Below are 22,768 nucleotides of genomic sequence, written 5' to 3' on the forward strand. Positions count from 1 at the left end.
CATGAGTATCAGCATCATTGGAGCAGGCGCCATAGGCAGCGCGATCGCCAGGTTACTGACGAAGGCCGGCCTGGACGTGAGCATCGCCAACAGCCGTGGCCCTGACAGCCTCACGTCGCTGATCGCCGAACTGGGGCCCAAGGCTCAAGCCGTTACCGCCGAGCAAGCGGCTACCGCAGACCTGGTGTTCCTGGCGGTGAACTGGTCGAAGATTCCATCGGCACTGGCCGGGCTGGGCCCCTGGGAAGGAAGGATTGTGGTGGATACCAACAACCCGATTGAAGCGCCGCTGTTCAAGCCCTTTGACCTGGGAGGCCAACCTTCCACCCAGGTCGTGGCGCAAATGCTGCCCGGCGCCCGCGTGGTCAAGGCCTTCAACCATCTATCGTCGAATCTGCTGGCCAACCCGAACGCCGAAGGGGGCAAGCGCGTGTTGTTTGTCTCTGGAGAGCATGCGCACGCCAAGCAGCAGGTCAGCGAGCTGATCCAGCAACTGGGGTTCCATGGCATCGACTTGGGCGACTTGCAACAAGGGCAACTCGCGCAATTTCCCGGAGGGCCTTTACCGGCGCTCAATCTGGTCAAACATGACTGACGACGAGGCCGGTGAATACCGGCTTCGCTTTATGAGGACGGTATTGAGAGCAGGTTCGGCCGGAGTTTTTCCAGTTGCCCTGGAAAGGCGTTCGGAACGATGGTTTTGTGACTAGATATCTTATCGGTCACAAGTTGTCAGTCCGCTACAGGGTGAGTAAGCTGTTCCCATGAATCAGCCATCGATATCTCCGCCCAGCGCCCGTGGCCCAGCCGATCACGACATTCGAAACCAGATTGTCGCGGCGGCCAACGAGCACTTCAGTCAGTACGGCTATGGCAAAACCACGGTCTCCGACCTGGCTAAAGCCATTGGTTTTTCCAAAGCCTATATCTACAAGTTTTTTGATTCCAAGCAGGCGATCGGTGAAGCCATCTGCACAAATTGCCTGGCAGAAATCGTTGCGGCTGTTGAACAGGCCATCAATGGAGAGACTCTTTCGGCAACGGAGCGCTTTCGGCGCCTGGTCAAAACGGTGATCGCCACAGGTGTGAACCTGTTCTTCAACGATCGGAAGCTCTATGACATTGCAGCGTTTTCTGTATCGGAGCGCTGGTCCAGTTCGCAAGTTTATGACGCACAGATCAAGCAATTCATTTTGCAGATTGTGCGTGAAGGGCGAGAGGTCGGTGAGTTTGAACGCAAGACTCCCCTGGACGAGACGGTAGACGCGATACATCTTGCTCTGCGGCCATTCGTCAATCCTCTACTGCTGCAGTACAACCTCGATTTTGTCGAAGAGGCGCCCACGCTCACCTCCAATCTCATCTTGCGCAGCCTCATGCCTTGATCTTCGGCTAACGCTCGAACGCCTGCTGCTCTGGGCGAGGTATCGCTCAATCGGCTTTTCACTTTGCCCTTCCTCCAACCGTCGAAGGGCATTTATTTACCTGTTATGTGACTATTGACTGAAATAGTCACATGGATAAGTATGCGTCCGTTGCTTCTGCTGTTTTATCTCGGTGATAACCCTAGAGTTCTAATAATGAAAAAAATATTGCTCATGAGCCCGCTTGGGCTCGCTGTTGCGCTTGCGTCTTCTTACGTGTCTGCGAGCGGCTTCGCTCTCAATGAACAGAGCATCAGCGGGATGGGCTCTGGATTTGCCGGTCGTTCCTCCTCCGCTGAAGATGCGAGCACGGTCTTCGGTAATCCGGCGGGCATGTCACGCTTGAAAAGAGAACAAGTCAGCGTAGGGGCGGCGACGCTTTTCGCGAAGTCCGACATCAGCCAGACCCGCAGTACATTCGCAGGCCAGGAAGACGGCGACATGGTGCCCACGACTACGGTACCTATGGGCTACTACGTCAAACCCATTGATGAGCACTGGGCATTCGGTGTCGGGGTTTATGTGCCTTTCGGCCTGATAACCGATTATGGCAGCGGCTTTGCGGGGCGTTACTACGCTAACAAAAGCGAGGTCACGACATTCACCTTCCAGCCCACCATCAGCTATGCCTTTAACGACACCGTTTCGATCGGGTTCGGTCCCACCATCAACCGTATCAGCGGCGAGTTGTCCGGGATGGTGCCCAATCCGCTCAGCCCTGGTCGCAACGACGGGAAACTCAAAAGCACCGGCGACGATACGGCCCTGGGTTTCAACGCCGGCATTCTGGTGCAGGCTACCGATCGAACCCGCCTCGGATTGACCTACCATTCCAAGGTCAGTTACCACCTGGATGCCAAGACCAAGGTCACTGACGGCATCTTTAGCGTATTGGGGGTTAGCGGCCGCAGCTATGACGCTTCGCTGGATGTGGATACGCCGGAGTCGGTGGACTTCTCGGTAACTCATCAGCTCAGTAATGACTGGACGCTCTATCTGGGGAGCACCTGGACCCGCTGGAGTCGCTTCAAGGAATTAACCATCGAGAACACGGGCTTGCCTCCTTTATTGAGCGGCTCGCTGGGCACGGTTACCGAAGAACAGGACTGGCACGATACGTGGGCCCACGCTATCGGTACGGCGTACAAACTGAACGATCGCTGGGTACTTCGTGCCGGCTTGTCAGTCGACCAGTCGCCCGCCAACAACACCCATCGCGGGCCCCGTATTCCAACGGGCGACCGGACGGTTATCAGCTTCGGGGCTGGTTGGACTCCGGCGGACAATGTCACGATCGATGTCGCTTATTCCTATCTGTGGGAGGAGAGCGTGCAGGTCAACGGTACCTCCGCGACCCGGGGCGCATACAGTGCCAAGTACAAGAACAGCGCGAGCGGGCTCGGCACTTCCGTCAGCTATCGTTTCTAAGATAGGGCGTCGCTCTACGATAGTTTTCCGGCCGGGAGTGCAGGTTACCTCCCGGCCTTTCAAAGCATATTTCCTTCGGGGAAGCCGCTTCGTCGCCACTCACACGCCATGACGCGTGACATGAGCTCCTGATGAAATCGGCGTGGCGTGGGGCAAACTCCTCGCCAAATCTGCTTGCGGCTCCGGTGATGAGCACCCAGGAATTCTCGCTCGCTTTCATAGCCCCCTCTCGAACGGGTAGTCGCGGGCGTGCATAAAGCGCTGCGTCGCCTGGTCAAGTCATCGAGTCGCCACGGACCGGGTGTCAGGAGGTTGCCAGCCACCACCGAGGGCCTTGAATGCCGCAACCGCCGCCCGTGCCGATTCCGTTCGCGCCTGCGCTCGGGCATCGGAAGCCTGCAGCATCGTTTCGTCGGCGTGCAGGACATCGATCAGGCTGGCCGTACCTTTCTGGTAGGCCATGAACGACGATTGGCGAGCCTGCGTCAGGGAGGTTTCGCCTTCGCTCAGGGTGGTTGCCTGGACTTCCCGATTCACCAGGGCGGAAAAGGCATTCTCGACATCCTCGGTGGCGCGCAGTACGGACTGACGGTAAGCGGCCAGGGCTTGCGCTTCCTGGCCCTTGGCTTGATCGATTTGAGCGTTTATGCGGCCAAAGTCGAACAGTCTCCAGCGCAGCCCCAACACCCCCGCCGACTGATTGGCGCCGCCGGTGAAAAGATTGCCGGCGGAGACAGCCGTAGCGCTACCCAGCAATGCGCTGAGGGAGAATTTCGGGTAGTACTCGGCAATCGCCACCCCGATGCGCGCGTTGGAAGCCGCAAGCTGGCGCTCGGCGACGATGAGATCGGGCCTGCGGCGCAGCAGATCGGCCGGCGTTCCCGTGGCCTTTATCTGCGGCGCAAGAGGAATGCTCCCTGCATTGGCCAGTTGCGCGCGATGAGTGCCTGGCGGTGTGCCGAGCATGACATCCAGTGCATTCATGGCAGCATCCAGGTCGGTCTGCAGGACCGGCACGGTCGCCTGGACCTGCGATAGCGCGCCCTCGGTCTGCTGAACCTGATAGTTGGCAGCGAGGCCCTTGCCGTAAAGCAAGCGGACTTTCTCTAGCAGCCCCTGCTGCGTTTTGACTTGGCGGTTCGCAATGTCCAGCCGGGCCTGCAACCCGCGGAGGGTGATGTAGATATCGGCGGTCTGCGCGGCGATGGCCAGCCGTGTGGCGGCGGCGCCCGCCTCGGAAGCCTGGTACTCGGCGAGTGCGGCTTCGCGTCCGCGTCGCAGGCCGCCAAAGACATCGACCTCCCAGCCCGCACCGAGGTTAACCTCGTAGGAGTTTCCATACCGATCATAACCAGGCGTCGGGTTCAACACCTGGCCGAGCGGGGTCTCGATCGATTGGTAGGAACGCGCGGCCTGGCCACTGATGTTCCCCGAGGGCAGCAAGGCGGCATTTGCGGCACCCAATCCTGCCCGAGCCTGCGTGACTCGCGCCGATGCCTGCGCCAGATCCAGGTTCTGTTCAAGCGCCTTGGAGACGAAGTCGGTCAGCACGGGATCACCAAAACCTTCCCACCAGGCCACAAGGCTGGCCGGCCTCGCCACAGGCCTCTGCTCGACGGCAGATTGACCCAGGTAACGATCCAGCAGCGGGGCGTGTGGACGTTGATAGTCCGGACCGACCGCGCAGCCTGCCATCAAGCTGGCGCTCACCCAAAGAGCAATGGGGCGGAGGGGAGGCATTGAGGCTCCTTAAATCGAGGATGTTTGTGACCATATTACGTTATGGTCACACTCTGTCAATCAGTACAATTTGATCAACTTATAAAGTTTGCTCAATGAATACTGCGCCTTTCCCATGGGCTTGGAGAATCCTGATACGTCACAGGCTGTGACCATTGACAGATATGGTCACTATGCTGAGAATGTGCTGCATGTCCTATTGTTCAAGTAAGGGAACCTATGCGCCGGCTCCGATCTGTCCCCATTGCCGCTTGCCTGTTGCCTCTAGTCCTGACGGCGTGTGGCGACTCATCCACCGTTGAAGATCCACGCACGCAGGCCCCTCTGGTGAGGTCCTCTGCGGTGCAGGGGGCGTCCGGTGTTTCACGCTCTTTCACTGGCGTCGTGGCGGCCCGCGTCCAGGGCGACCTGGGTTTTCGGGTATCGGGCAAGATACTTGAGCGCTTGGTCGACACGGGCCAGACCGTCAAGCGGGGGCAACCGCTGATGCGTCTCGACCCAATCGACCTGGGACTGCAGGCGCGAGCGCAGCAAGAGGCGGTCATCGCCGCTCGGGCCCGAGCCAAGCAGACAGCCGATGACGAGGCGCGCTATCGCGACCTGGTCGCCGCGGGGGCTATTTCTGCATCGGCCTATGACCAGGTCAAAGCCGCAGCCGATACCGCAAAGGCGCAGCTCAGCGCCGCCGAAGCGCAGGCTGACGTAGCCCGCAATACTTCTGGTTATGCGGTGCTGTTTGCCGATTCCGATGGCGTGGTGGTGGAGACGCTGGCCGAGCCCGGGCAAGTCGTCAGCCCGGGGCAGCCCGTGGTTCGACTGGCGCGGGCAGGGCAGCGCGAAGCCATCGTGCACCTGCCCGAGACGCTACGTCCGGCAGCGGGATCCATCGCGCAGGCGACGCTGTATGGCAACACCACGCAAGCTGTTACAGCAAAGCTGAGGTTGCTTTCTGACTCGGCCGACCGGATGACACGCACCTTCGAGGCGCGGTATGTGCTTGAGGGCGCGCTGGCCAATGCGCCGTTGGGTTCGACCGTCACCCTGCGGATCGCCGAGGGCAGCGCCAATGGACAGGTGCTGCAAGTGCCGATCGCCGCCATTCATGACCCGGGCCAAGGCACTGGCGTGTGGGTCATTGCTGGCACACCGGCGAAGGTGGCCTGGCGACCTGTCCGGGTCCTGGGCTTGAGCGACGACGCAGCGCAAGTTGCCGGCGATCTCAAGGCCGGCGAACGGATTGTGGCCTTGGGCGCGCATCTGCTGCGCGAGGGTGAGGAGGTGAGACTGGCTCAACAGGGTGACGTCAACGTTGCCGGGAGCCATCCATGAGCCAGGGGCGCTTCAATCTCTCGGCGATCGCCGTTCGCGAACGTTCGATCACGGTATTCCTGATCTTCCTGATCGCTGTTGCTGGCACCCTGGCGTTCTTCAAGCTGGGGCGGGCGGAAGATCCGCCGTTTACGGTGAAGCAGCTGACGGTCATTACCGCATGGCCGGGCGCCACGGCGCAGGAAATGCAGGACCAGGTTGCGGAGCCCCTGGAAAAACGCCTGCAGGAACTGAAATGGTACGACCGCACGGAAACCTACACGCGTCCAGGTCTCGCGTTCACGATGGTGTCGTTGCTTGACAGCACGCCGCCCTCGCAAGTGCAGGACGAGTTCTATCAGGCGCGTAAAAAGCTCGACGACGAGGCCATCAAGCTACCGGCGGGGGTCATTGGCCCGATGGTCAACGACGAGTTCTCAGATGTGACATTTGCGCTTTTCGCCTTGAAAGCCAAAGGCGAGCCGCAGCGGCTGTTGGTGCGTGATGCGGAGTCGTTACGCCAGCGCCTGCTGCACGTGCCAGGCGTGAAGAAGGTCAACATCATCGGCGAGCAGGCCGAACGCATCTTTGTCTCCTTCTCCCATGATCGGCTGGCCACGCTGGGCGTCTCTGCCCAGGATATTTTTGCCGCGCTGAACAATCAGAACGCGCTCACGCCTGCCGGCTCGATTGAAACCGACGGGCCGCAAGTCTTCCTTCGTCTCGACGGTGCCTTCGATAAGGTGCAGAAGATTCGTGACACTGCGATTGTGGTCCAGGGGCGCACGCTCAAGCTCTCTGACGTGGCAACTGTCGAACGGGGCTATGAAGATCCAGCAACCTTCCTTGTGCGCAATAACGGGGAAGAGGCTCTGTTGTTGGGAATCGTGATGCGAGACGGCTGGAACGGCCTGGACCTGGGCAAGGCGCTGGACTCCGAGACGAGCAAAATCAATGAAGGCATGCCGCTGGGCATGACGCTGACCAAGGTCACCGATCAGTCTGTGAACATCAGTTCGGCCGTCGACGAGTTCATGGTCAAGTTCTTCGTCGCCCTGTTGGTTGTGATGCTTGTCTGCTTTCTCAGCATGGGCTGGCATGTAGGTATTGTGGTGGCCGCCGCTGTGCCGTTGACGCTGGCCGTGGTGTTTGTGGTGATGGCGGCCACGGGCAAGAACTTTGACCGTATTACCCTCGGGTCGCTGATTCTGGCGCTTGGCCTGCTGGTGGACGACGCCATCATTGCCATCGAGATGATGGTGGTGAAAATGGAGGAGGGCTACGATCGTATCAAAGCCTCCGCGTACGCCTGGAGTCATACGGCCGCGCCAATGCTCTCCGGTACGCTGGTGACCGCCATCGGCTTTTTGCCCAACGGCTTCGCCCAGTCCACCGCCGGCGAGTACACCAGCAACATGTTCTGGATCGTGGGCATTGCCCTGATCGCCTCCTGGGTCGTCGCGGTGGCCTTTACCCCCTATCTGGGGGTGAAAATGTTGCCGGACATCAAGCCGGTCGAAGGTGGTCATGCGGCCATCTACGACACCCCTAATTACAATCGCTTTCGCCGGATTCTGACGCGGGTCATCGCTCGCAAATGGCTGGTGGCCGGCACGGTTATCGCGGCGTTTGTCGTGGCGATTCTCGGCATGAGCCTGGTCAAGAAGCAGTTCTTCCCCACCTCGGACCGTCCCGAGGTGCTGGTCGAAGTGCAAATGCCCTATGGAACCTCCATCGAGCAGACCAGTGCCACTGCCGCAAAGGTCGAGGCCTGGCTGCACAAACAGGATGAAGCAAAAATTGTCACGGCCTATATCGGGCAAGGCGCGCCGCGCTTCTACCTGGCGATGGCGCCGGAGCTCCCCGATCCCTCGTTCGCCAAGATCGTGGTGTTGACGGACAGCCAGGAGGCGCGCGAGGCCCTCAAGTTCCGTCTGCGCGAGGCCATTGCTGAAGGGCTTGCCCCGCAAGCGCGGGTCAGGGTTACGCAACTGGTGTTTGGTCCCTATTCGCCATTCCCCGTCGCCTACAGGGTAATGGGGCCTGACCCGATGACGCTGCGCGAGATTGCCGGCCGGGTACAAGAGGTCATGCAAGCGAGCCCGATGATGAGGACGGTCAACCGCGACTGGGGACCACTGACGCCAACGCTGCATTTCAGCCTGGATCAGGATCGTTTGCAGGCGGTTGGCCTGACATCCAACGCAGTCGCCCAGCAGTTGCAGTTCCTGCTGGCCGGGGTGCCGATCACGGCGGTTCGTGAAGATATTCGTTCAGTGCAGGTGATGGGGCGCGCCGCGGGTGACATCCGGCTCGACCCCGCCCGGATTGAAGGCTTCACATTGGTGGGAGCGGCGGGTCAGCGTATCCCCCTGTCCCAGGTTGGAGAGGTGGATGTGCGCATGGAGGATCCGATCCTTCGGCGTCGTGACCGCACCCCGACCATTACCGTGCGCGGCGATATTGCCGAAGGCTTGCAGCCACCGGACGTCTCGAGCGTGATCATGAAGGAGCTGCAGCCGGTCATCGACACCTTGCCTGCCGGGTATCGTATCGAGCAGGCGGGGGCCATCGAGGAGTCGGGCAAGGCCGGCCAGGCGATCTTGCCGCTGCTCCCGATCATGATTGCCGTCACGCTGCTGATCATCATCCTGCAGGTACGCTCGGTCTCGGCGATGATCATGGTGTTTCTCACCGCGCCGCTGGGATTGATCGGCGTGGTGCCGACGTTGCTGATCTTCCAGCAACCATTCGGGATCAACGCCCTGGTCGGCCTGATCGCACTTTCGGGCATCCTGATGCGTAATACGCTGATTCTGATCGGGCAAATCCATCACAACGCACAAGAAGGACTGGATCCGCTCCACGCAGTGATCGAAGCCACGGTACAGCGTGCCCGCCCGGTATTGCTGACAGCGTTGGCAGCCATCCTGGCGTTCATCCCGCTGACGCACTCGGTCTTCTGGGGGACCCTGGCCTACACACTGATCGGCGGTACATTTGTCGGCACCATCATGACGCTGGTGTTCCTGCCGGCGATGTACTCCATCTGGTTCAAGATCATTCCTGTCAAGCAGAGGCAAGCCGAAACAGCGGAACTGATGTAGCAGGCGAACCCGCTAGAAGAGAGGACGCCATCGCCGTCCTCTCGAGGTTTCGAGCGTGGCCCGACCGCAGGGCAACAAGGGGAGGGTGGCGCAGCACCGCCCTGGGTTGCCAGTCTCCGCCTGCCAAGGTACGCATCAGCCGTAGGCCGACACCTTTTTTATTGTGGTTCTTAAGAACGTTTAGTTTTAGAAAAATGGCACGACACTGATCACCATTGACATCTTTGTTCACCCACTGGATGAATTTGATAAAGGGCGGATCGAAGCTATATTCACCAAGGACAGTGAGCTTAATTATTTCCAAGTACGTGTTAAATATCCGGGCAGGAGCCAAGAGACATGACAGGGGAAGATCTGATCAGGGCTATAAACAACAACACAACACTCATGGGATTGAAGAATTGTCCTGGTGTGCCAGCTCAAATGAGCTGCGCTGTTTACGGGAAGGTGCAAGATGATGTTGGAAATGATGTCATCGAAAACAATGCGAGCATGAAGTACCAAATCGAACAAGCACTTTTATTTCGTGGTGATCACTCGCAGACAGCTGTTTGGCACTTTCTTATTACGGGGTCAGCGGTTCATCACTTTGTCGTTATCCCTTGGTACAAGCAGTCAGTCGGGACGGTGTATACGGTCTTTATGGCTTACGAGCATAAAAAGGGCGACGAGTATGGGTACTCGGTGGATAAGTATGTCAAACATATCCATCCAGCCCCTGGCGAGATTAAAGGCTACAAGACAGTTTGGACGGCAAACGACCTAAGCACCATGCTCTCTGACTTGCTAACTAAGAGTAACGCTTGGGAAGAATATTTCGGTAATGTTGGACCCGCTCAGGCAGATGCAATCCGCTACTATCAATACAAAACAACAGCACTAAGCTCTGCAGTTTCCAACGTGAATCAATACAAAGAGCTCTGTCGGTAGGCTACTTGACCTGGTGACCGCCTCACGCTTGGCCTGCGGTTACCCAAAGCCCACCTTCAGTGCCTTGATGTGCAGGTGGGCCTCGGCCAGCAGCCTAAAATGTGCCGCGTACTAGGCGTACAGCGCAGAGGCTTCAACGGCATCGCCTTAGCTCAACAAGCTGCTGATGGCAGTGGACTCCATTCAAACCTGTCTCGAAGACCTTGAAGACCTCGAGGTCACGAACGCCGATACGGCGTCTCGCTCGTGCTTCCAGAGGAGCACCAGCGTTTCTGGACTCATGCAAAGCAGCTGTCCGGCTGAACGCCCACTAATCGCAAGAAGCCCCCCCGATCTGGCTCCGGGTCGCCGAGTCACCCTTTGACGTGAGCCGAAACGGCGCAGATCCACTTGCCTGATAGGGCCCTAGGGTGCCTGCTGAAAAAAGGCATTGTGTTGTCTCGAAAACGCATGTTATGTTTTTAACATTGCATAAATTGATGACAAGTCAATAACAATCTGTGCTCAGGGGCTCTGACATGCCTACGGAAAAGAACAGCTTCCTACAGTTGCTGGAGCAGGAGTTCTCCAGCCTGACCCCTACCGGCAAGCGCATCGCCAGCTATCTGTTGGGTAACCCGGAACAGCTTCCGTTCGAGTCGGCCGATAGCATCGCGCAGCGGACCTCCACCACAGGGATTTCCGTGGGGCGCTTTTTTCGCTCCCTTGGCTACCAGAACATTGATGAAGTCAAACAGAGCCTGCGCGGTGAAACGCCCACCTCGTGGCTGATTACCGACCGCATCGGTGCCTTTCGTGCCGAAAGCAATCAGGAAGACGCTCTCGATCGTTCCATGAGTCGCGAAATCGAGGCCATCCGGCACGTGTACGGTCTAGCGCGCAGCAGTGCCTTTGCCGATATCGTGCAGCGCATCTACGAAGCTGATGCCGTATTCATCCTCGGAATCCAGTCCACTCGCGGGATTCTCACAGCGTTTCATAGCCACCTTGAATACATTCGGCCCAAGGTCTACTACGTCGATGGCCTGTCAGGAATCTACGCAGAAACCCTGAACTCCGGCTTCGCCAATCCCTACGCAATCATTTCGGACTTCCGTGCTTATTCCAGCGTGACCCAGACCTTCTGCGACGCGGCGGTAGACAACGACCTGCCACTGGCCCTGATCACAGACCTGCAGTGCCCCTGGGCCAGGGATTACCCGCTTGACCTCTTGCAACTGAAAACCGATGTCGGGCAGTTCTGGGACTCCCTTGCACCCTTGGCCTGCCTGTTAAATCTCATCGTGTCGGCCGTCGCGGAGAAATACGGCGATCGCCTCGATGAGCGCTTGGCCAAGAACCGTCAATTGCAAAAAGCTTTCGGTCAGTTCGAAAGCTGATCCCATCGTCCCACCGAATCCCAACTGGAGTGTTTGCGTGAACAACAGCCCACTTGTAGAGATTGATGCCCAGCGCTATCAGGTGCAAATCGACCTGATCTACGCCGGCGCAGAAAATCTGGCTGGAAAAGTGATCTATCCGAATGCTCGTTGCAGGTTGCACCGTCAGGCTGCGACTTGCCTGGAAAAAGCTAGCCAGCTCGCGCGCCAGGCCGGGTTTGTCCTGCGCATTTACGACGCCTACCGGCCACCCTACGCCCAGTACCTGTTGTGGGAAGCGCTACCAGACAACGACTATGTGCGTGACCCGCACTTGGGCTCCCACCATAGCCGTGGGGTGGCGGTGGATCTGACCTTGGTGGGCGCCGATGGTGAGCCACTGGACATGGGCACCGCATTCGACGCGATGGAAGAAAAGTCCCATCAGTTCTACCCCGACTTGCCAGCAGACGTGCAACGCAATCGTCTGCTGCTGCTGGGGATCATGCTGGATGCTGGTTTCCAGGCAATTCCCACCGAGTGGTGGCATTACGAACTACCGAACGCCGACGATTACCCATTGCTGGAGGACGAGTAAGCCACGGGTTTTACAAGCCAATCGAACCGCAACACCGCCCCCGGAAAAACCACAGAGTTTTCGAAAAGCACACTGCACAGCCCACTTTCAATGTGGCTGATAACAACAACAAACCAGCATCACTTACGTTTCACCTGCAACTGCCCGGTTATAGCTTTTATAAAAAACCTGACCTACTTCCCTATCGAATGATCAAGGAAACCGGCATGAACCCAATGAACACCGTGACCAGCAAAACCTTTCCCGGCGCCGGCAATCTGCTGCTGAGCGTTTTGTGCAGTGCATTGAGCCTCGGTGCCTGGCAGGCTGCTGCGGCGGCTGTACCCCAAGACACGCTGGTCATCGGCAAACCCGCCGATCCGCAGACCCTCGACCCGGCCGTGACCTTTGATAACAACGACTGGACCATCACCTATCCGTCGTATCAACGCTTGGTCGGCTACAAGGTCGAGGGTGATAAAAGCAGCACTGAAGTGCAGGGCGATCTGGCCGAGAGCTGGACCGTTTCCCCAGACAGCCTGGTCTGGGAGTTCAAAATCAAACCGGGCAATAAATTCGATGACGGTGCCCCGGTAGATGCCACAGCGGTAAAGTTTTCCTTTGATCGCTTGATGACCCTCAAGCAAGGGCCTTCCGGCGCATTTCCGGAGGACATGGTGGTGGCGGTCGTCGATCCGCAGACCATCCGCTTCACCCTGAAAACGCCTTTCGCGCCGTTCCTGTTTACCCTGGCCCACAACGGTGCTTCGATCATCAACCCCGATGTGGTCAACAAGAGTCCGGACGTAAACGCCTGGCTGTCGAGCCACACCGCGGGCTCCGGTCCTTTCCGCCTGAGCAACTGGCAAAAAGGCCAGTCGTTGACCATGGAGCCAAACACCTATTTCGCCGGCCCCAAACCAGCGCTGAAAACCGTGGTCATCAAGATCATCGGTGAGCCCTCCGTGCGCCGCCTGCAGTTGGAACGCGGTGACCTGGACATCATCGAAGACATGCCCGAAGACCAGCTTGGCGCTCTCGCCAGCAAGCCGGGCGTCGTGGTCAAGGATTTCCCGTCGTTGCGGGTGACCTACCTGTACCTGAACAACAAAAAGGGTCCGCTGACCAGCGTCGATGCCCGTCGTGCGATAACCGAAGCCGTGGATTACAACGGCATAGTCAAAGGCATCCTCAAGGACAAAGCCAAGCTGATGAACGGGCCGATCCCGGACGGCATGTGGGCTTATGACAGCTCGCTGTCGCCGATGAGGCAAGACATGGCAGCCGCCAAGGACAGCCTCGCCAAGGCACCGCAGAAAATCACCAACCTCAGCTACATGTATTCGGACAAGGATCCCAACTGGGAACCGATCGGCCTGACTCTGCAAGCCGCATTGGCGCCACTGGGCATCAACCTCAAGCTGGAAAAACTCGCCAACGCGACATTGCGTGAGCGCGTCGGCCAGGCGGACTACGACATCGCTGCCGGGGCCTGGAGCCCGGACTTCGCGGACCCGTACATGTTCATGAACTTTTGGTTCGACTCCAAGATGCAAGGCCTGCAAGGCAACCGCTCGTTCTACAGCAACCCGGAAGTCGACAAACTGATCCGCGAAGCAGCCGCTACCAGCGATACCGCCAAGCGCGTCGAGCTGTACCAGAGCGCGCAGAAGGTGGTGCTCAAGGACAGCGTTTACGCCTACCTCTATCAGAAGAGCTACACGCTGCCGATGCGTGATTCGGTCAAGGGCTACCTGTTCAACCCCATGCTCGAACAGGTGTTCAACCTGGGCAGTATGAGCAAGTAAACCTGCTTCCTCGCGCCAGCTGTTCGCGGCTGGCGCGGCTTCTGACTCTCGTCGCTCGTGTTACTGAGGTGCCAAATGGCCTTCCTGACTTTGTTGCGCAAGCGTCTGCTCGGCCTGTTGTTGGTCGTGTTCGGTGTTTCGCTGATTACCTTTGCAATTTCGCACTTGATTCCGGGCGATCCTGCCCGACTGATCGCTGGCGACCGTGCCAGCGATGCCTTGGTGGCCGGCATCCGTCATCAGCTGGGATTGGACCTGCCGCTGTATCAACAATACGGTCGTTATCTGATGGACCTGCTGCACGGAGACCTGGGCACCTCGATACGCACCAGTCGTCCCGTTCTGGAAGACTTGCAAGCGTTCTTCCCGGCAACCCTGGAACTGGCGCTGGTAGCGCTTGTGCTGGCGGTTCTGGTCGGCATCCCGCTTGGCGTGCTGTCAGCGGTTTATCACAACCGGGTCATTGACCAGATCGCCCGTACCCTTGCGGTCACTGGAATTTCCACGCCGGCCTTTTGGCTCGGTCTTGGTGCAATCGTTCTGTTCTACGGTCACCTTGGCTGGCTACCGGGTGGTGGCCGGTTGTCCGAAGGGCTGGCACCGCCACCGACAATCACCGGTTTTTATCTGATCGACTCGCTGCTCGCCGGTGATGGCCGACTGTTTCTCGATGCTGTGGAGCACCTGATTCTTCCCGCTGCAACGCTGGGGTTCGTGACCTTGGGTGTCGTCGCACGACAGATTCGTTCAGCCATGCTTGATCAACTGGGTGAGGACTATATCCGCACCGCACGCGCCTATGGCCTGTCCCGATGGACCGTGATCCTGCGCCACGCACTGCCCAACGCCCTGATTCCTTCGGTGACTGTCCTCGGGTTGACCCTGGGTGATTTGCTGTATGGCGCAGTGCTGACCGAAACAGTATTTGCCTGGCCTGGCATGGGCGCCTATGTCGTCAAGTCGATCCAATCGCTGGACTTCCCCGCGGTGATGGGCTTCGCCATTCTGGTTTCGTTCATCTACGTGCTGTTGAACATGGCCATCGATCTTTTGTACCGCGTGATCGATCCACGCATCGGCGAGGTGAACTGAAATGTCCGTAACCCTGACGGCAGCGCGCCGCCCGCGCTGGAGCGAAAAAACCGCCTACCTGGCCTACCAGATCCGCCGAAGCCCGCTGACCATGGCGGGCCTGACGATCACTTCTATCGTGTTGCTGTGCATGATCTTCGCCCCTTGGCTCGCCAGCCACGATCCCAACGCACTGAACCTCGCCGAACGCCTGGCGCCACCGTCCAGCGACCACTGGTTCGGCACCGACGAAGTCGGCCGCGACCTGTTCAGCCGCGTGCTGTTCGGTAGCCAGCAGTCGGTGGGCGTCGGCCTGTTCGTGGCTTTTGCCTCCTGTTTCATTGGCGGGTTGCTGGGATGTTTTTCGGGAGTGGTCGGTGGTCGTTTCGACGCGTTAATCATGCGCCTGATGGACATCATGCTGTCGGTGCCGTCGCTGGTACTGATTATGGCCCTGGCGGCGGCGTTGGGCGCGAGCCTGTTCAACGCCATGCTGGCGATTACCCTCGTGCGAATTCCGTCCTATGTGCGGCTGGCCCGTGGCCAGGCCTTGAGCATCCGGCAGATGGGGTACGTCAAGGCCGCCCAGACCTTCGGGGCTGGACGCTGGCACGTGGTGCACTGGCACGTGGCACGCAACGCGATGCCTCCATTGCTGGTGCAACTGAGCCTGGATATCGGCAGTGCGATCCTCATGGCCTCGGCCCTGGGCTTTATCGGCCTGGGGGCACAACAGCCCACGGCCGAGTGGGGCGCGATGGTCGCTACCGGGCGTAACTACATCCTGGATAACTGGTGGTACTCGACCTTTCCGGGTCTGGCGATTCTGATCACAGCCACCGGCTTCAACCTGCTGGGCGATGGCGTGCGCGATCTGCTCGATCCACGGCAACAGGGGAAATGACCATGCACACTTCGAGTCCAGTACTGGCCATCGATAACCTGAGCCTGGAATTCCCGGCTTACAAAAATAACGTCAAGGCCCTGAACGGCGTGTCGTTGCACGTCAATCCCGGCGAAATCGTCGGCGTGGTAGGCGAGTCGGGGTCGGGCAAGTCGGTCACGGCGATGCTCAGTATGCGATTGCTGCCAGAGCGCAGTTATCGGATCACCGCCGGCAGCTTGAGCATGCTCGGTCGCGACATGCTGGCGGCTCCTGAAAAGGAGCTGCTACAGATGCGTGGGCGCGATGCCGCGATGATTTTCCAGGAGCCGATGACGGCCCTGAACCCGACCCGGCGCATCGGTCGGCAAATGCTCGACGTGATCATCCATCACCAAAAGATCAGCGCTGCCCAAGCCCGTCTCAAGGCAATTGCATTGTTGCGTGACATGCACATCGCCAGCCCGGAGCAAGTATTGGAGAGTTACCCTTTCGAGCTGTCCGGAGGCATGCGGCAACGGGTGATGATCGCGCTGGCGTTCTCCTGTGAGCCGCAATTGCTGATCGCCGACGAGCCGACCACCGCCCTCGACGTTACCGTGCAACGCCAGGTGCTGTTGCTGCTGAGGGAAAAAGCCCGGCAACGGGGCACCGCCATTCTGCTCATTACCCATGACATGGCCTTGGTTTCACAGTTCTGCGACCGGGTGTATGTGATGTATACCGGCGCGGTGGTTGAAGAGGGCGGTACCGTCGAAGTGATGGGCAACCCGCAACATCCTTATACGCAAGGGTTGCTCAGTGGCCTTCCGGAAATGGTCGAGCCGGGTCAGCCGCTGCTGACCATCCCCGGTCAAGTGCCAAACCTGGCGTCTTTGCCTGGGGGCTGCACCTTTCAGGAGCGTTGCCCCTACGTCATGCCGGTTTGTAGCAAACGCCCGAACCTCAACAGCATTAATGGTAATGACCAACGTAAAAGTGCGTGCTGGTTACCGGTTAAGGAGCTTTCGTGATGAACAATGCCGTCATTCATACCACCACCCAAATGGCACCCACGATTCTCCAACTTGACGATGTTCGCGTCCGTTTCCCCATCAGTAATGATTGGCTCGGTCGACCGCGGGGATATGCCCACGCTCTGAACGGCATTGACCTTCAGGTACGGGCGGGAGAAACCCTCGGAATAGTGGGCGAGTCAGGCTGTGGCAAAAGCACATTGGCGCAGCTATTGATGGGCTTGGTGCCGCCCAGCAGCGGCGAGCTGAACTGGGCCAGTCGCAGCGGCGGCGAGGGCAGCAGCAACGTTCAAATTGTTTTCCAGGACCCACAGTCTTCGCTTGATCCACGCTTGCCTGTCTGGAAAATCATCACCGAGCCGTTATACGCCCGAGGTCACGCCTCCCGCGCGCAGATGCGCGATGTGGCGGCCCGGGTCGCGGCCCAAGTCGGCATCCGCCCGGAGTACCTGGACCGCTTTCCCCACCAGTTTTCCGGTGGTCAGCGACAGCGGATTGCCATTGCCCGAGCCCTCTCATCAGACCCGGATATTATTGTCCTGGACGAGCCGACATCGGCGCTGGATATTTCGGTTCAGGCACAGATCCTTAACCTTCTGGTGGAGTTACAAAGCGCTCGCAACCTGACTTATATCCTGATTTCCCACAACGTCTCAGTAGTCCGCCATATGGCAAACCGGGTAGCGGTGATGTACCTGGGGCAAATCGTTGAACTTGGCAGCGCAGCCCAGGTTCTCGATCAGCCACGCCATCCCTATACCCGCTTGTTGTTCGAGGCGGTACCACGACTAGGCGTGCCGCTGCATGCCGAACACGTCGCGGCGCCTACCGAATTACCAGGGAACCGTCGGCTACCGAGTGGCTGCTTCTTCCGCGAACGTTGCGGCCTGTGCACCGCTGGCTGCGAAAAGCCCCAGGCCTTGCTGGAGAATGAGCAGCAGCGCGTGCGATGTCATTTGCAGAGCTGATCACTGCCAGCACACGGGACCTCGATCGTGCGGACGACTTCAGGTAATCGCTGAGCAGACCAGCAAGGGCGACGCAGGGCTCGGCGCTGTTGTATTAGCACATCGATTTGCCAACGGACGCTCCGCCATCGACAAACAATGTCTGGCCAGTGATAAAGCCGCTCTGTTCCGATAACAGGAAGGCGATAGCCGCCGCGACCTCATCCGGCTGACCGAGCCTGCCCATGGGAACGCTCGCCAGGTAACGGGCTTCACCGTCGCTGCCCAGCGGATTGCCGGCGCGGAACAATTCGGTTTCCGTGGGGCCTGGAGCAACGGCGTTGACGGTGATCCCGGTGGTTGCCAACTCCAATGCCCAGGACCGCGTGAAGCTGACCAGCGCGGCTTTTGCCGCGGCATAGGCGGTGCGGTGTGGGATTCCCAGAATGGTCAGGCTGGAGATGTTGACGATCCGTCCCCAACCGCGATTGCGCATACCCGGTAGCAGTGCTTGCGTTGCCTGCAAGGCACTATGCAGGTTGATCCGCATGACCTCATCAAAGTCATCGAGCTGTATATCGCCCAATGCCTGCGGGCGTACCAGGCCAACGTTATTGATCAAACCATCGAAGTCATAACGAGAAACGAGCCCCGCCAACGTTCTTTCGGTCTGCGCCCGGTCGCCCAGATCGAGGGAAATAAGGGGGCCGGGAAAGTGTGGATCGTTGCTGTTGCGAGTGATGCCGACTACATGGTGGCCCGCTTGGGACAATTGGTTCGCGAGCGCACGTCCAATGCCTTTGCTGGCACCGGTGACAAGGAAGGTACGAGTTTTCATTGCAGAGCTCCAAACACCCGGCAACATCCGGGATCGGGGAGGGGGGCAGCGCCAGGATATGGCGCGCCATCAACCAGGACGGAGTCGGAAGCATGCCCTGTCTGGATACTCTATTGATGTGTGTTGTGGCGATAAACCACCGCCAGAGGAATTCATTTGGACTTGGAAGGCAATGATCACTGGGACAGCAAGGTTGAAAATGCAGACTTTCGTATCTTTTGTTGAGGCCCGTTGTCAGCAAGTTACGCGGCAAATCGAGGAGCCTACAACAGGCTCTGGTGCACGCTCACCACGCAAGTCACGCACCAGGCCCGTCAATAATTACCACTGGCCGCTTATGAGACAGCCGACGATTTCCCAACCGCTGTATTCCCACCAGGAATATCGTTCATCGGAGCAACTTCTGGCCAGGCTGGCCATCTGGATTTCGCCAGCTTTTTGATGGGTTCCGAAAGGAGTGTCAATAGAAGCTGTCACCTGATTGACGGTCTGGGGGGCCTTGATGGTGGTCGGATGCACGGAAGCGTTCGCGACAGTTGCGGTGAAAGCGAGCGTCGCGGATACGGCCAGAGAAGTTATGGGCTTTTTCATGTTCGAATCCTTTCAGTTATCTGACATGCGGCTTATACATCGGCCTGACCTGCCTTTATCAATAATCTGAACAGATCGGGCACTCGCGTAGTGTGGCGCCATGAAAACCTACCATTGCGCTGCCTCCCGCACAGTCGCTCAACGACACTATTGACAAGCTGGTAAATGCTTGGGTTTTTCTGTGGGGAGAGCTGCCCAAGAGTTAGCGATTTCTATCGGCGTGGTGCCAATTGCTGTCGTCATGGTTTGAGGCGGAGGGATGCCAACGGCGTTGTTTCTGAGGACGGCATTCAAGTGTGCAGCGGTAACCGACGCCACACCGTGCATGATTACGAGAATGGAGGCTTTGCCAGGCTGAAAATTTGGCCAACTTAGCCTCAGCTCTGCATATGATGATTCGCATAATGTATATTATGTTAAATCATGTGTTATGTATGTTCATGAGCGTGTTAAACCACTGATTCGACAAACCTGCTTCTGATGTCCACTCTCTCAACGGGCAATGAAGATTCCGTCGATGCTCTGCTCTCAGTTGCGACTTCTTCGATCTTGTCCAATGCCGCTTGCGTCTCGATCTGGACGAGCACACACAGGTCCTGGTCTGCCGTCGCGGATGCCCCAGTTCTTGAGTCGGCAATCGACAATCTCCAGCGATGCAACCGCAACCCCTGTCGCCTGGATCACATCACTGAAGTTGATCATCTCGTGATCGAGAGCGAATCAGCAGACCATCAAATTTACTTTCAGGATTTTACCGCCATGCATTCGACTTCAACGCGGGAGTTCGAGGCCCCGTCCTTTGGGGGATCTTCGCGCCTGATGGACGAACACTGAGCTAAAGGCGCAATTACAGGTGGAAATCACCCGCGGCCTCCGGCTGGTAAAGCACTTTCCTGATCTCAATCCGGCGGGTCCGATCAGAAATTCGCCAGTCGATGGCGTCCCCCTCCTGATAGCCCAGGATGGCGGCGCCGATGTCGGAACACACGGAATGCTTCCCGGCGCTGCTGTCCGCGTCGTCAGGGTAGACCAAGGCCACTTCGATCTCTTCGTCGTCCAACTGCAGCAAGGCCCTGGAGTTCATCGTGACGACATTGCGCGCCACCTGCTGCGGCTTGACGACAATGGCTCGCTCAAGCTCATGTTCGAGTTCAACAACGGCCGGGCCTTGCTCAAGCGCGATCAGACTCTCGAGCCTGGCCTTGTCGATTTCAGTGATGTAGATCCCCGTGGAGTCGCCAACGGCACCTTCGCGCAATAACTGGAGATAGCGCCCCGCCGTCATGGAAAACGACTTCAATGCCGGCGTTTCGCTCTCAAGCAGAAAGCCGCTGCGCAGAAAGGCTTTCAGCGAGCGAGCGTTGTCCGGGTGGATCTTGGCGATGAGCTTCTCGGCCCGCATGTCGAGGAAGGCCAGTTTCATGCCTTCGCGGATCGTGCGGGCGCCAAGGTTTCGGCCCCATTTGTCGCTGTCTCCGATGACCAGGACTATTTCGCAATTCGAGCCGGTCTTGATGAGACGGACAAAGCCCACCGGGGCGTCATGCCGGTCATAGGCCATGAAGAATCGGCCACCCCGGTTGAATAGATGGGTCAGGATCGGTAATTGAGTCCGATCAATGACTTGCTCGATGGAGCGGGAAACGTCACGTGAATCGCTCAGATAGCAAGTGACGCGCTCATCCTCCAACCAATCCTTCAACGTCAGCGCATGTGCCCGAGTAATTTCAGGGCACAGCGAAATGAAAGGCTTGTTCATCTTCACCACACTTATTTGTAAAGGATGAAAGCCCTTCATGGCTATGGCCATGACGGTTCTTTCGGCAACCGGCTACTTTAAGACATAACGCGAGAAATGCCGAACAACCTGCGCACTTTTCCTTAATAAACGGTTCTATGGCATTAGCATGATCCGGCATGTGGACACGGCGTAAAAAGCGCTTGCAAAGCCAGTCGCAGCGTCAGGAGGTACCACAACCCTTCCCTGCTTCAAGAATCAAGAAATCGGCGGACGAGTGACAACGGCAATGCCGCCAGAAATAGCGCTGCACCCAACAGTCTGAGAATGCACTCAAATGGCAAGGGCATTCCCCCGCCAGGGCTTACGAACCACAAACAAGCCCTCAGGCATGAAGAAACCCAGTGTTCGTGTCAGGCCATGTCCTTCGTGTTCATGACGAGTCCTTGAGTGCCGCTTCTCTTCCGGTCAGCGTGTACCGTTGCTCGTGCGAACTGGAGATGCGGCACCGTTGCTGATACTTGTCCCGTTCATCTACGTACAACTCAAACTCAGGTACCGCGCTTACAACACTATTGCGGCACATCTGCGGGCGATCCAGGCTTTCTATTCCTATGCCAAAAGCCGAGGCCTCAATTCAGATTGCTCCCTGAATGCTTGGATGACTTCGTTTGTTGAAAGATTATTTTGCAATAAGCACTCATGATAAGCGTCAGTATGAAAGCATTATTAGCAATCAGAATGCTGGCCATAAGACTTTATCTAGATTTCGTTTCGCCTGCTTTTCGATTTCATGGGGCGTCCAGCGAACTGCAATTTCGAAACTTGCAAATCATTGAAATACATAAGAAAAAAAGAACAAAAAACAAAGCATCTCTGCCCGGTCACGCTAAATATGAAATACATACAAATTCCACACATTACATGCCAGCGGCTCATCGATAAATAATCGTTATATTCGGTTTCGTTGAAGTCAAACCTCGCCTTGAGCTACCGTTTCTCACTAATGGAAATCAATCACTGCAAATAACGGATTATTCAAAGTGAACACGCTGATCGATGACGCCCTTTATCGTTCAGCCAAATGCAAAGGATGTTTCGCCGCAAACTACCGGCGTTTGGCAGATTGGCTGACCCTCCCCATTGGTTCTCTCCGAAAGTTTCAAGTCCTTCCCGCACGCCGTGTGAAATGCCAACGAGCCCGTGATGTGCAGGCGCGTTCGAATGGAACCCAAGCGCTCGGCCCAGAAACCCGGCCGAGAACGTCCTCCCCTCGCTACCCCACCGGCACCAGTTCCCGCTGTCGGCGCCATGACGTGACCTCCGGCTCCCTCCGGGCGGAGCCCAACAAAAGGCGACCGACATGCTACCCATCCCCACTCCCCTACCCTCCGAAACCTCCACGGAAGATCCCGTCGCGTCCCTGCGCGACCTGCTGGAACGCAGCCGGACACCGCCCCGGCAGGAACTGGAAGCCACGCCGAGTTCCATCAGCGAACGCCCCCGGTCCCTGCTCGGCGAAGTCATCGATACCCATCATCCCGAGCTGCCCGGCTACGTGTTCGTGCGCTGGTCGGCGGGCAGCGAACAGGTCGCACGATGGCTCGAGTGCGTCCGCACCGTGGTGCCGCACCGTGGTGACCGCGTCCTGCTGGAGCAGCCCGCCAACTGGCCCGAAGCCCTGGTGGTCGCCACGTTGGAGCCACCCTATCCCGGCGCAATACAGCCGCCCCCGAGCGAAGCGAGCCAGACCATCACGGTGCCGTCCGGCCAGTGCGTGCGCATCGCCGATGCCCGCGGTAACCCGCTGATAGAGGTCCAGGCCTCCAGCCACGGGCCGGTGGTTCGCCTGATCGGCGACGATGTCGACCTGCAGGTCGACGGCAAACTGCGGCTGCGGGCCGGGGCCATCGAACTGCGTGGCGGGCGTGGCGGCGTCGATATCCGTACCGATGCCGAAACCGTGCTGCGAGGCCGCTTCATCCGGCTGAACTGACCACGGGG

18 protein-coding genes are annotated in these 22,768 nt (G+C 58.2%); 14 read left to right on the forward strand and 4 right to left on the reverse strand.

Annotation, left to right across the window (positions count from 1 at the left end):
* Nucleotide 1: 1 nt before the first annotated feature.
* The 3 genes from AC3RCP_RS16025 to AC3RCP_RS16035 all read left to right on the forward strand — a co-directional run bounded on the left by AC3RCP_RS16025 (nucleotide 2) and on the right by AC3RCP_RS16035 (nucleotide 2,852).
* A complete protein-coding gene (locus tag AC3RCP_RS16025; RefSeq protein WP_256593485.1) occupies nucleotides 2–595 on the forward strand; it encodes an NADPH-dependent F420 reductase in 594 nt (197 codons plus the stop codon).
* 169 nt (nucleotides 596–764) lie between these two features.
* Nucleotides 765–1,385 (forward strand): TetR/AcrR family transcriptional regulator, encoded by a 621-nt coding sequence (locus AC3RCP_RS16030; RefSeq protein WP_102680284.1) that lies wholly within the window; start codon nucleotides 765–767, stop codon nucleotides 1,383–1,385.
* A 195-nt stretch (nucleotides 1,386–1,580) separates the two neighbouring features.
* Entirely contained in the window at nucleotides 1,581–2,852 is a 1,272-nt protein-coding gene (locus tag AC3RCP_RS16035) for an OmpP1/FadL family transporter (RefSeq protein ID WP_492570383.1), read from the forward strand.
* A 279-nt stretch (nucleotides 2,853–3,131) separates the two neighbouring features.
* On the opposite strand, the gene AC3RCP_RS16040 is transcribed toward AC3RCP_RS16035, so the two are convergent.
* Entirely contained in the window at nucleotides 3,132–4,592 is a 1,461-nt protein-coding gene (locus AC3RCP_RS16040) for an efflux transporter outer membrane subunit (protein ID WP_492570384.1), read from the reverse strand.
* Nucleotides 4,593–4,811: 219 nt separating this feature from the next.
* On the opposite strand from AC3RCP_RS16040, the gene AC3RCP_RS16045 reads away from it, so the two are divergent.
* The 10 genes from AC3RCP_RS16045 to AC3RCP_RS16090 all read left to right on the forward strand — a co-directional run bounded on the left by AC3RCP_RS16045 (nucleotide 4,812) and on the right by AC3RCP_RS16090 (nucleotide 17,618).
* Nucleotides 4,812–5,921, forward strand: a complete 1,110-nt coding sequence (locus AC3RCP_RS16045; RefSeq protein ID WP_492570385.1) for an efflux RND transporter periplasmic adaptor subunit — start codon at nucleotides 4,812–4,814, stop codon at nucleotides 5,919–5,921.
* Entirely contained in the window at nucleotides 5,918–9,007 is a 3,090-nt protein-coding gene (locus AC3RCP_RS16050; RefSeq protein WP_492570386.1) for an efflux RND transporter permease subunit, read from the forward strand. The genes AC3RCP_RS16045 and AC3RCP_RS16050 overlap by 4 nt, the downstream gene beginning before the upstream one ends.
* Nucleotides 9,008–9,346: 339 nt before the next feature.
* Nucleotides 9,347–9,937 carry a hypothetical protein gene (locus AC3RCP_RS16055; protein ID WP_053261161.1) on the forward strand — a complete coding sequence of 197 codons (591 nt, stop codon included), beginning with the start codon at nucleotides 9,347–9,349 and terminating at the stop codon, nucleotides 9,935–9,937.
* A 518-nt stretch (nucleotides 9,938–10,455) separates the two neighbouring features.
* Entirely contained in the window at nucleotides 10,456–11,316 is an 861-nt protein-coding gene (locus AC3RCP_RS16060) for a MurR/RpiR family transcriptional regulator (protein WP_053261162.1), read from the forward strand.
* Nucleotides 11,317–11,353: 37 nt separating this feature from the next.
* Nucleotides 11,354–11,893 carry a D-alanyl-D-alanine dipeptidase gene (ddpX, locus tag AC3RCP_RS16065; RefSeq protein ID WP_053261163.1) on the forward strand — a complete coding sequence of 180 codons (540 nt, stop codon included), beginning with the start codon at nucleotides 11,354–11,356 and terminating at the stop codon, nucleotides 11,891–11,893.
* Nucleotides 11,894–12,099: 206 nt separating this feature from the next.
* Complete coding sequence (locus AC3RCP_RS16070) at nucleotides 12,100–13,680, forward strand: ABC transporter substrate-binding protein (RefSeq protein ID WP_492570387.1); 1,581 nt, start codon at nucleotides 12,100–12,102, stop codon at nucleotides 13,678–13,680.
* 75 nt (nucleotides 13,681–13,755) lie between these two features.
* Complete coding sequence (locus AC3RCP_RS16075) at nucleotides 13,756–14,772, forward strand: ABC transporter permease (RefSeq protein WP_097139546.1); 1,017 nt, start codon at nucleotides 13,756–13,758, stop codon at nucleotides 14,770–14,772.
* A gap of 1 nt (nucleotide 14,773) precedes the next feature.
* Nucleotides 14,774–15,655, forward strand: coding sequence for a D,D-dipeptide ABC transporter permease (ddpC, locus tag AC3RCP_RS16080; RefSeq protein ID WP_053261166.1), 882 nt, complete (start codon nucleotides 14,774–14,776; stop codon nucleotides 15,653–15,655).
* A gap of 2 nt (nucleotides 15,656–15,657) precedes the next feature.
* A complete protein-coding gene (locus tag AC3RCP_RS16085) occupies nucleotides 15,658–16,647 on the forward strand; it encodes an ABC transporter ATP-binding protein (RefSeq protein WP_492570388.1) in 990 nt (329 codons plus the stop codon).
* Nucleotides 16,647–17,618: an oligopeptide/dipeptide ABC transporter ATP-binding protein gene (locus AC3RCP_RS16090; RefSeq protein WP_492570389.1), complete on the forward strand. Its 972-nt coding sequence runs from the start codon at nucleotides 16,647–16,649 to the stop codon at nucleotides 17,616–17,618. Before AC3RCP_RS16085 ends, AC3RCP_RS16090 begins: the two co-directional genes overlap by 1 nt.
* 94 nt (nucleotides 17,619–17,712) lie before the next feature.
* On the opposite strand, the gene AC3RCP_RS16095 is transcribed toward AC3RCP_RS16090, so the two are convergent.
* The 3 genes from AC3RCP_RS16095 to AC3RCP_RS16105 all read right to left on the reverse strand — a co-directional run bounded on the left by AC3RCP_RS16095 (nucleotide 17,713) and on the right by AC3RCP_RS16105 (nucleotide 20,836).
* A complete protein-coding gene (locus AC3RCP_RS16095; protein WP_492570390.1) occupies nucleotides 17,713–18,435 on the reverse strand; it encodes an SDR family oxidoreductase in 723 nt (240 codons plus the stop codon).
* Between the two features lie 321 nt (nucleotides 18,436–18,756).
* Nucleotides 18,757–19,026 carry a hypothetical protein gene (locus AC3RCP_RS16100; RefSeq protein ID WP_087090967.1) on the reverse strand — a complete coding sequence of 90 codons (270 nt, stop codon included), beginning with the start codon at nucleotides 19,024–19,026 and terminating at the stop codon, nucleotides 18,757–18,759.
* Between the two features lie 847 nt (nucleotides 19,027–19,873).
* Nucleotides 19,874–20,836: a bifunctional GNAT family N-acetyltransferase/nucleoside diphosphate kinase regulator gene (locus AC3RCP_RS16105; RefSeq protein ID WP_492570391.1), complete on the reverse strand. Its 963-nt coding sequence runs from the start codon at nucleotides 20,834–20,836 to the stop codon at nucleotides 19,874–19,876.
* Nucleotides 20,837–22,127: 1,291 nt separating this feature from the next.
* Between AC3RCP_RS16105 and AC3RCP_RS16110 the strand changes: the two genes are divergently transcribed.
* Nucleotides 22,128–22,760 carry a hypothetical protein gene (locus tag AC3RCP_RS16110; protein WP_492570392.1) on the forward strand — a complete coding sequence of 211 codons (633 nt, stop codon included), beginning with the start codon at nucleotides 22,128–22,130 and terminating at the stop codon, nucleotides 22,758–22,760.
* Nucleotides 22,761–22,768 lie beyond the last annotated feature (8 nt).

The sequence above is a fragment of the Pseudomonas sp. GW822-FHT05A08 genome (genome assembly GCF_058800485.1).

Coding starts and splice junctions, on each gene's coding strand:
- AC3RCP_RS16025 (WP_256593485.1), top strand. CDS start 2: ATGAGTATCAGCATCATTGGAGCAGGCGCCATAGGCAGCGCGATCGCC.
- AC3RCP_RS16030 (WP_102680284.1), top strand. CDS start 765: ATGAATCAGCCATCGATATCTCCGCCCAGCGCCCGTGGCCCAGCCGAT.
- AC3RCP_RS16035 (WP_492570383.1), top strand. CDS start 1,581: ATGAAAAAAATATTGCTCATGAGCCCGCTTGGGCTCGCTGTTGCGCTT.
- AC3RCP_RS16040 (WP_492570384.1), bottom strand. CDS start 4,592: ATGCCTCCCCTCCGCCCCATTGCTCTTTGGGTGAGCGCCAGCTTGATG.
- AC3RCP_RS16045 (WP_492570385.1), top strand. CDS start 4,812: ATGCGCCGGCTCCGATCTGTCCCCATTGCCGCTTGCCTGTTGCCTCTA.
- AC3RCP_RS16050 (WP_492570386.1), top strand. CDS start 5,918: ATGAGCCAGGGGCGCTTCAATCTCTCGGCGATCGCCGTTCGCGAACGT.
- AC3RCP_RS16055 (WP_053261161.1), top strand. CDS start 9,347: ATGACAGGGGAAGATCTGATCAGGGCTATAAACAACAACACAACACTC.
- AC3RCP_RS16060 (WP_053261162.1), top strand. CDS start 10,456: ATGCCTACGGAAAAGAACAGCTTCCTACAGTTGCTGGAGCAGGAGTTC.
- AC3RCP_RS16070 (WP_492570387.1), top strand. CDS start 12,100: ATGAACCCAATGAACACCGTGACCAGCAAAACCTTTCCCGGCGCCGGC.
- AC3RCP_RS16075 (WP_097139546.1), top strand. CDS start 13,756: ATGGCCTTCCTGACTTTGTTGCGCAAGCGTCTGCTCGGCCTGTTGTTG.
- ddpC (WP_053261166.1), top strand. CDS start 14,774: ATGTCCGTAACCCTGACGGCAGCGCGCCGCCCGCGCTGGAGCGAAAAA.
- AC3RCP_RS16085 (WP_492570388.1), top strand. CDS start 15,658: ATGCACACTTCGAGTCCAGTACTGGCCATCGATAACCTGAGCCTGGAA.
- AC3RCP_RS16090 (WP_492570389.1), top strand. CDS start 16,647: ATGAACAATGCCGTCATTCATACCACCACCCAAATGGCACCCACGATT.
- AC3RCP_RS16095 (WP_492570390.1), bottom strand. CDS start 18,435: ATGAAAACTCGTACCTTCCTTGTCACCGGTGCCAGCAAAGGCATTGGA.
- AC3RCP_RS16100 (WP_087090967.1), bottom strand. CDS start 19,026: ATGAAAAAGCCCATAACTTCTCTGGCCGTATCCGCGACGCTCGCTTTC.
- AC3RCP_RS16105 (WP_492570391.1), bottom strand. CDS start 20,836: ATGGCCATAGCCATGAAGGGCTTTCATCCTTTACAAATAAGTGTGGTG.
- AC3RCP_RS16110 (WP_492570392.1), top strand. CDS start 22,128: ATGCTACCCATCCCCACTCCCCTACCCTCCGAAACCTCCACGGAAGAT.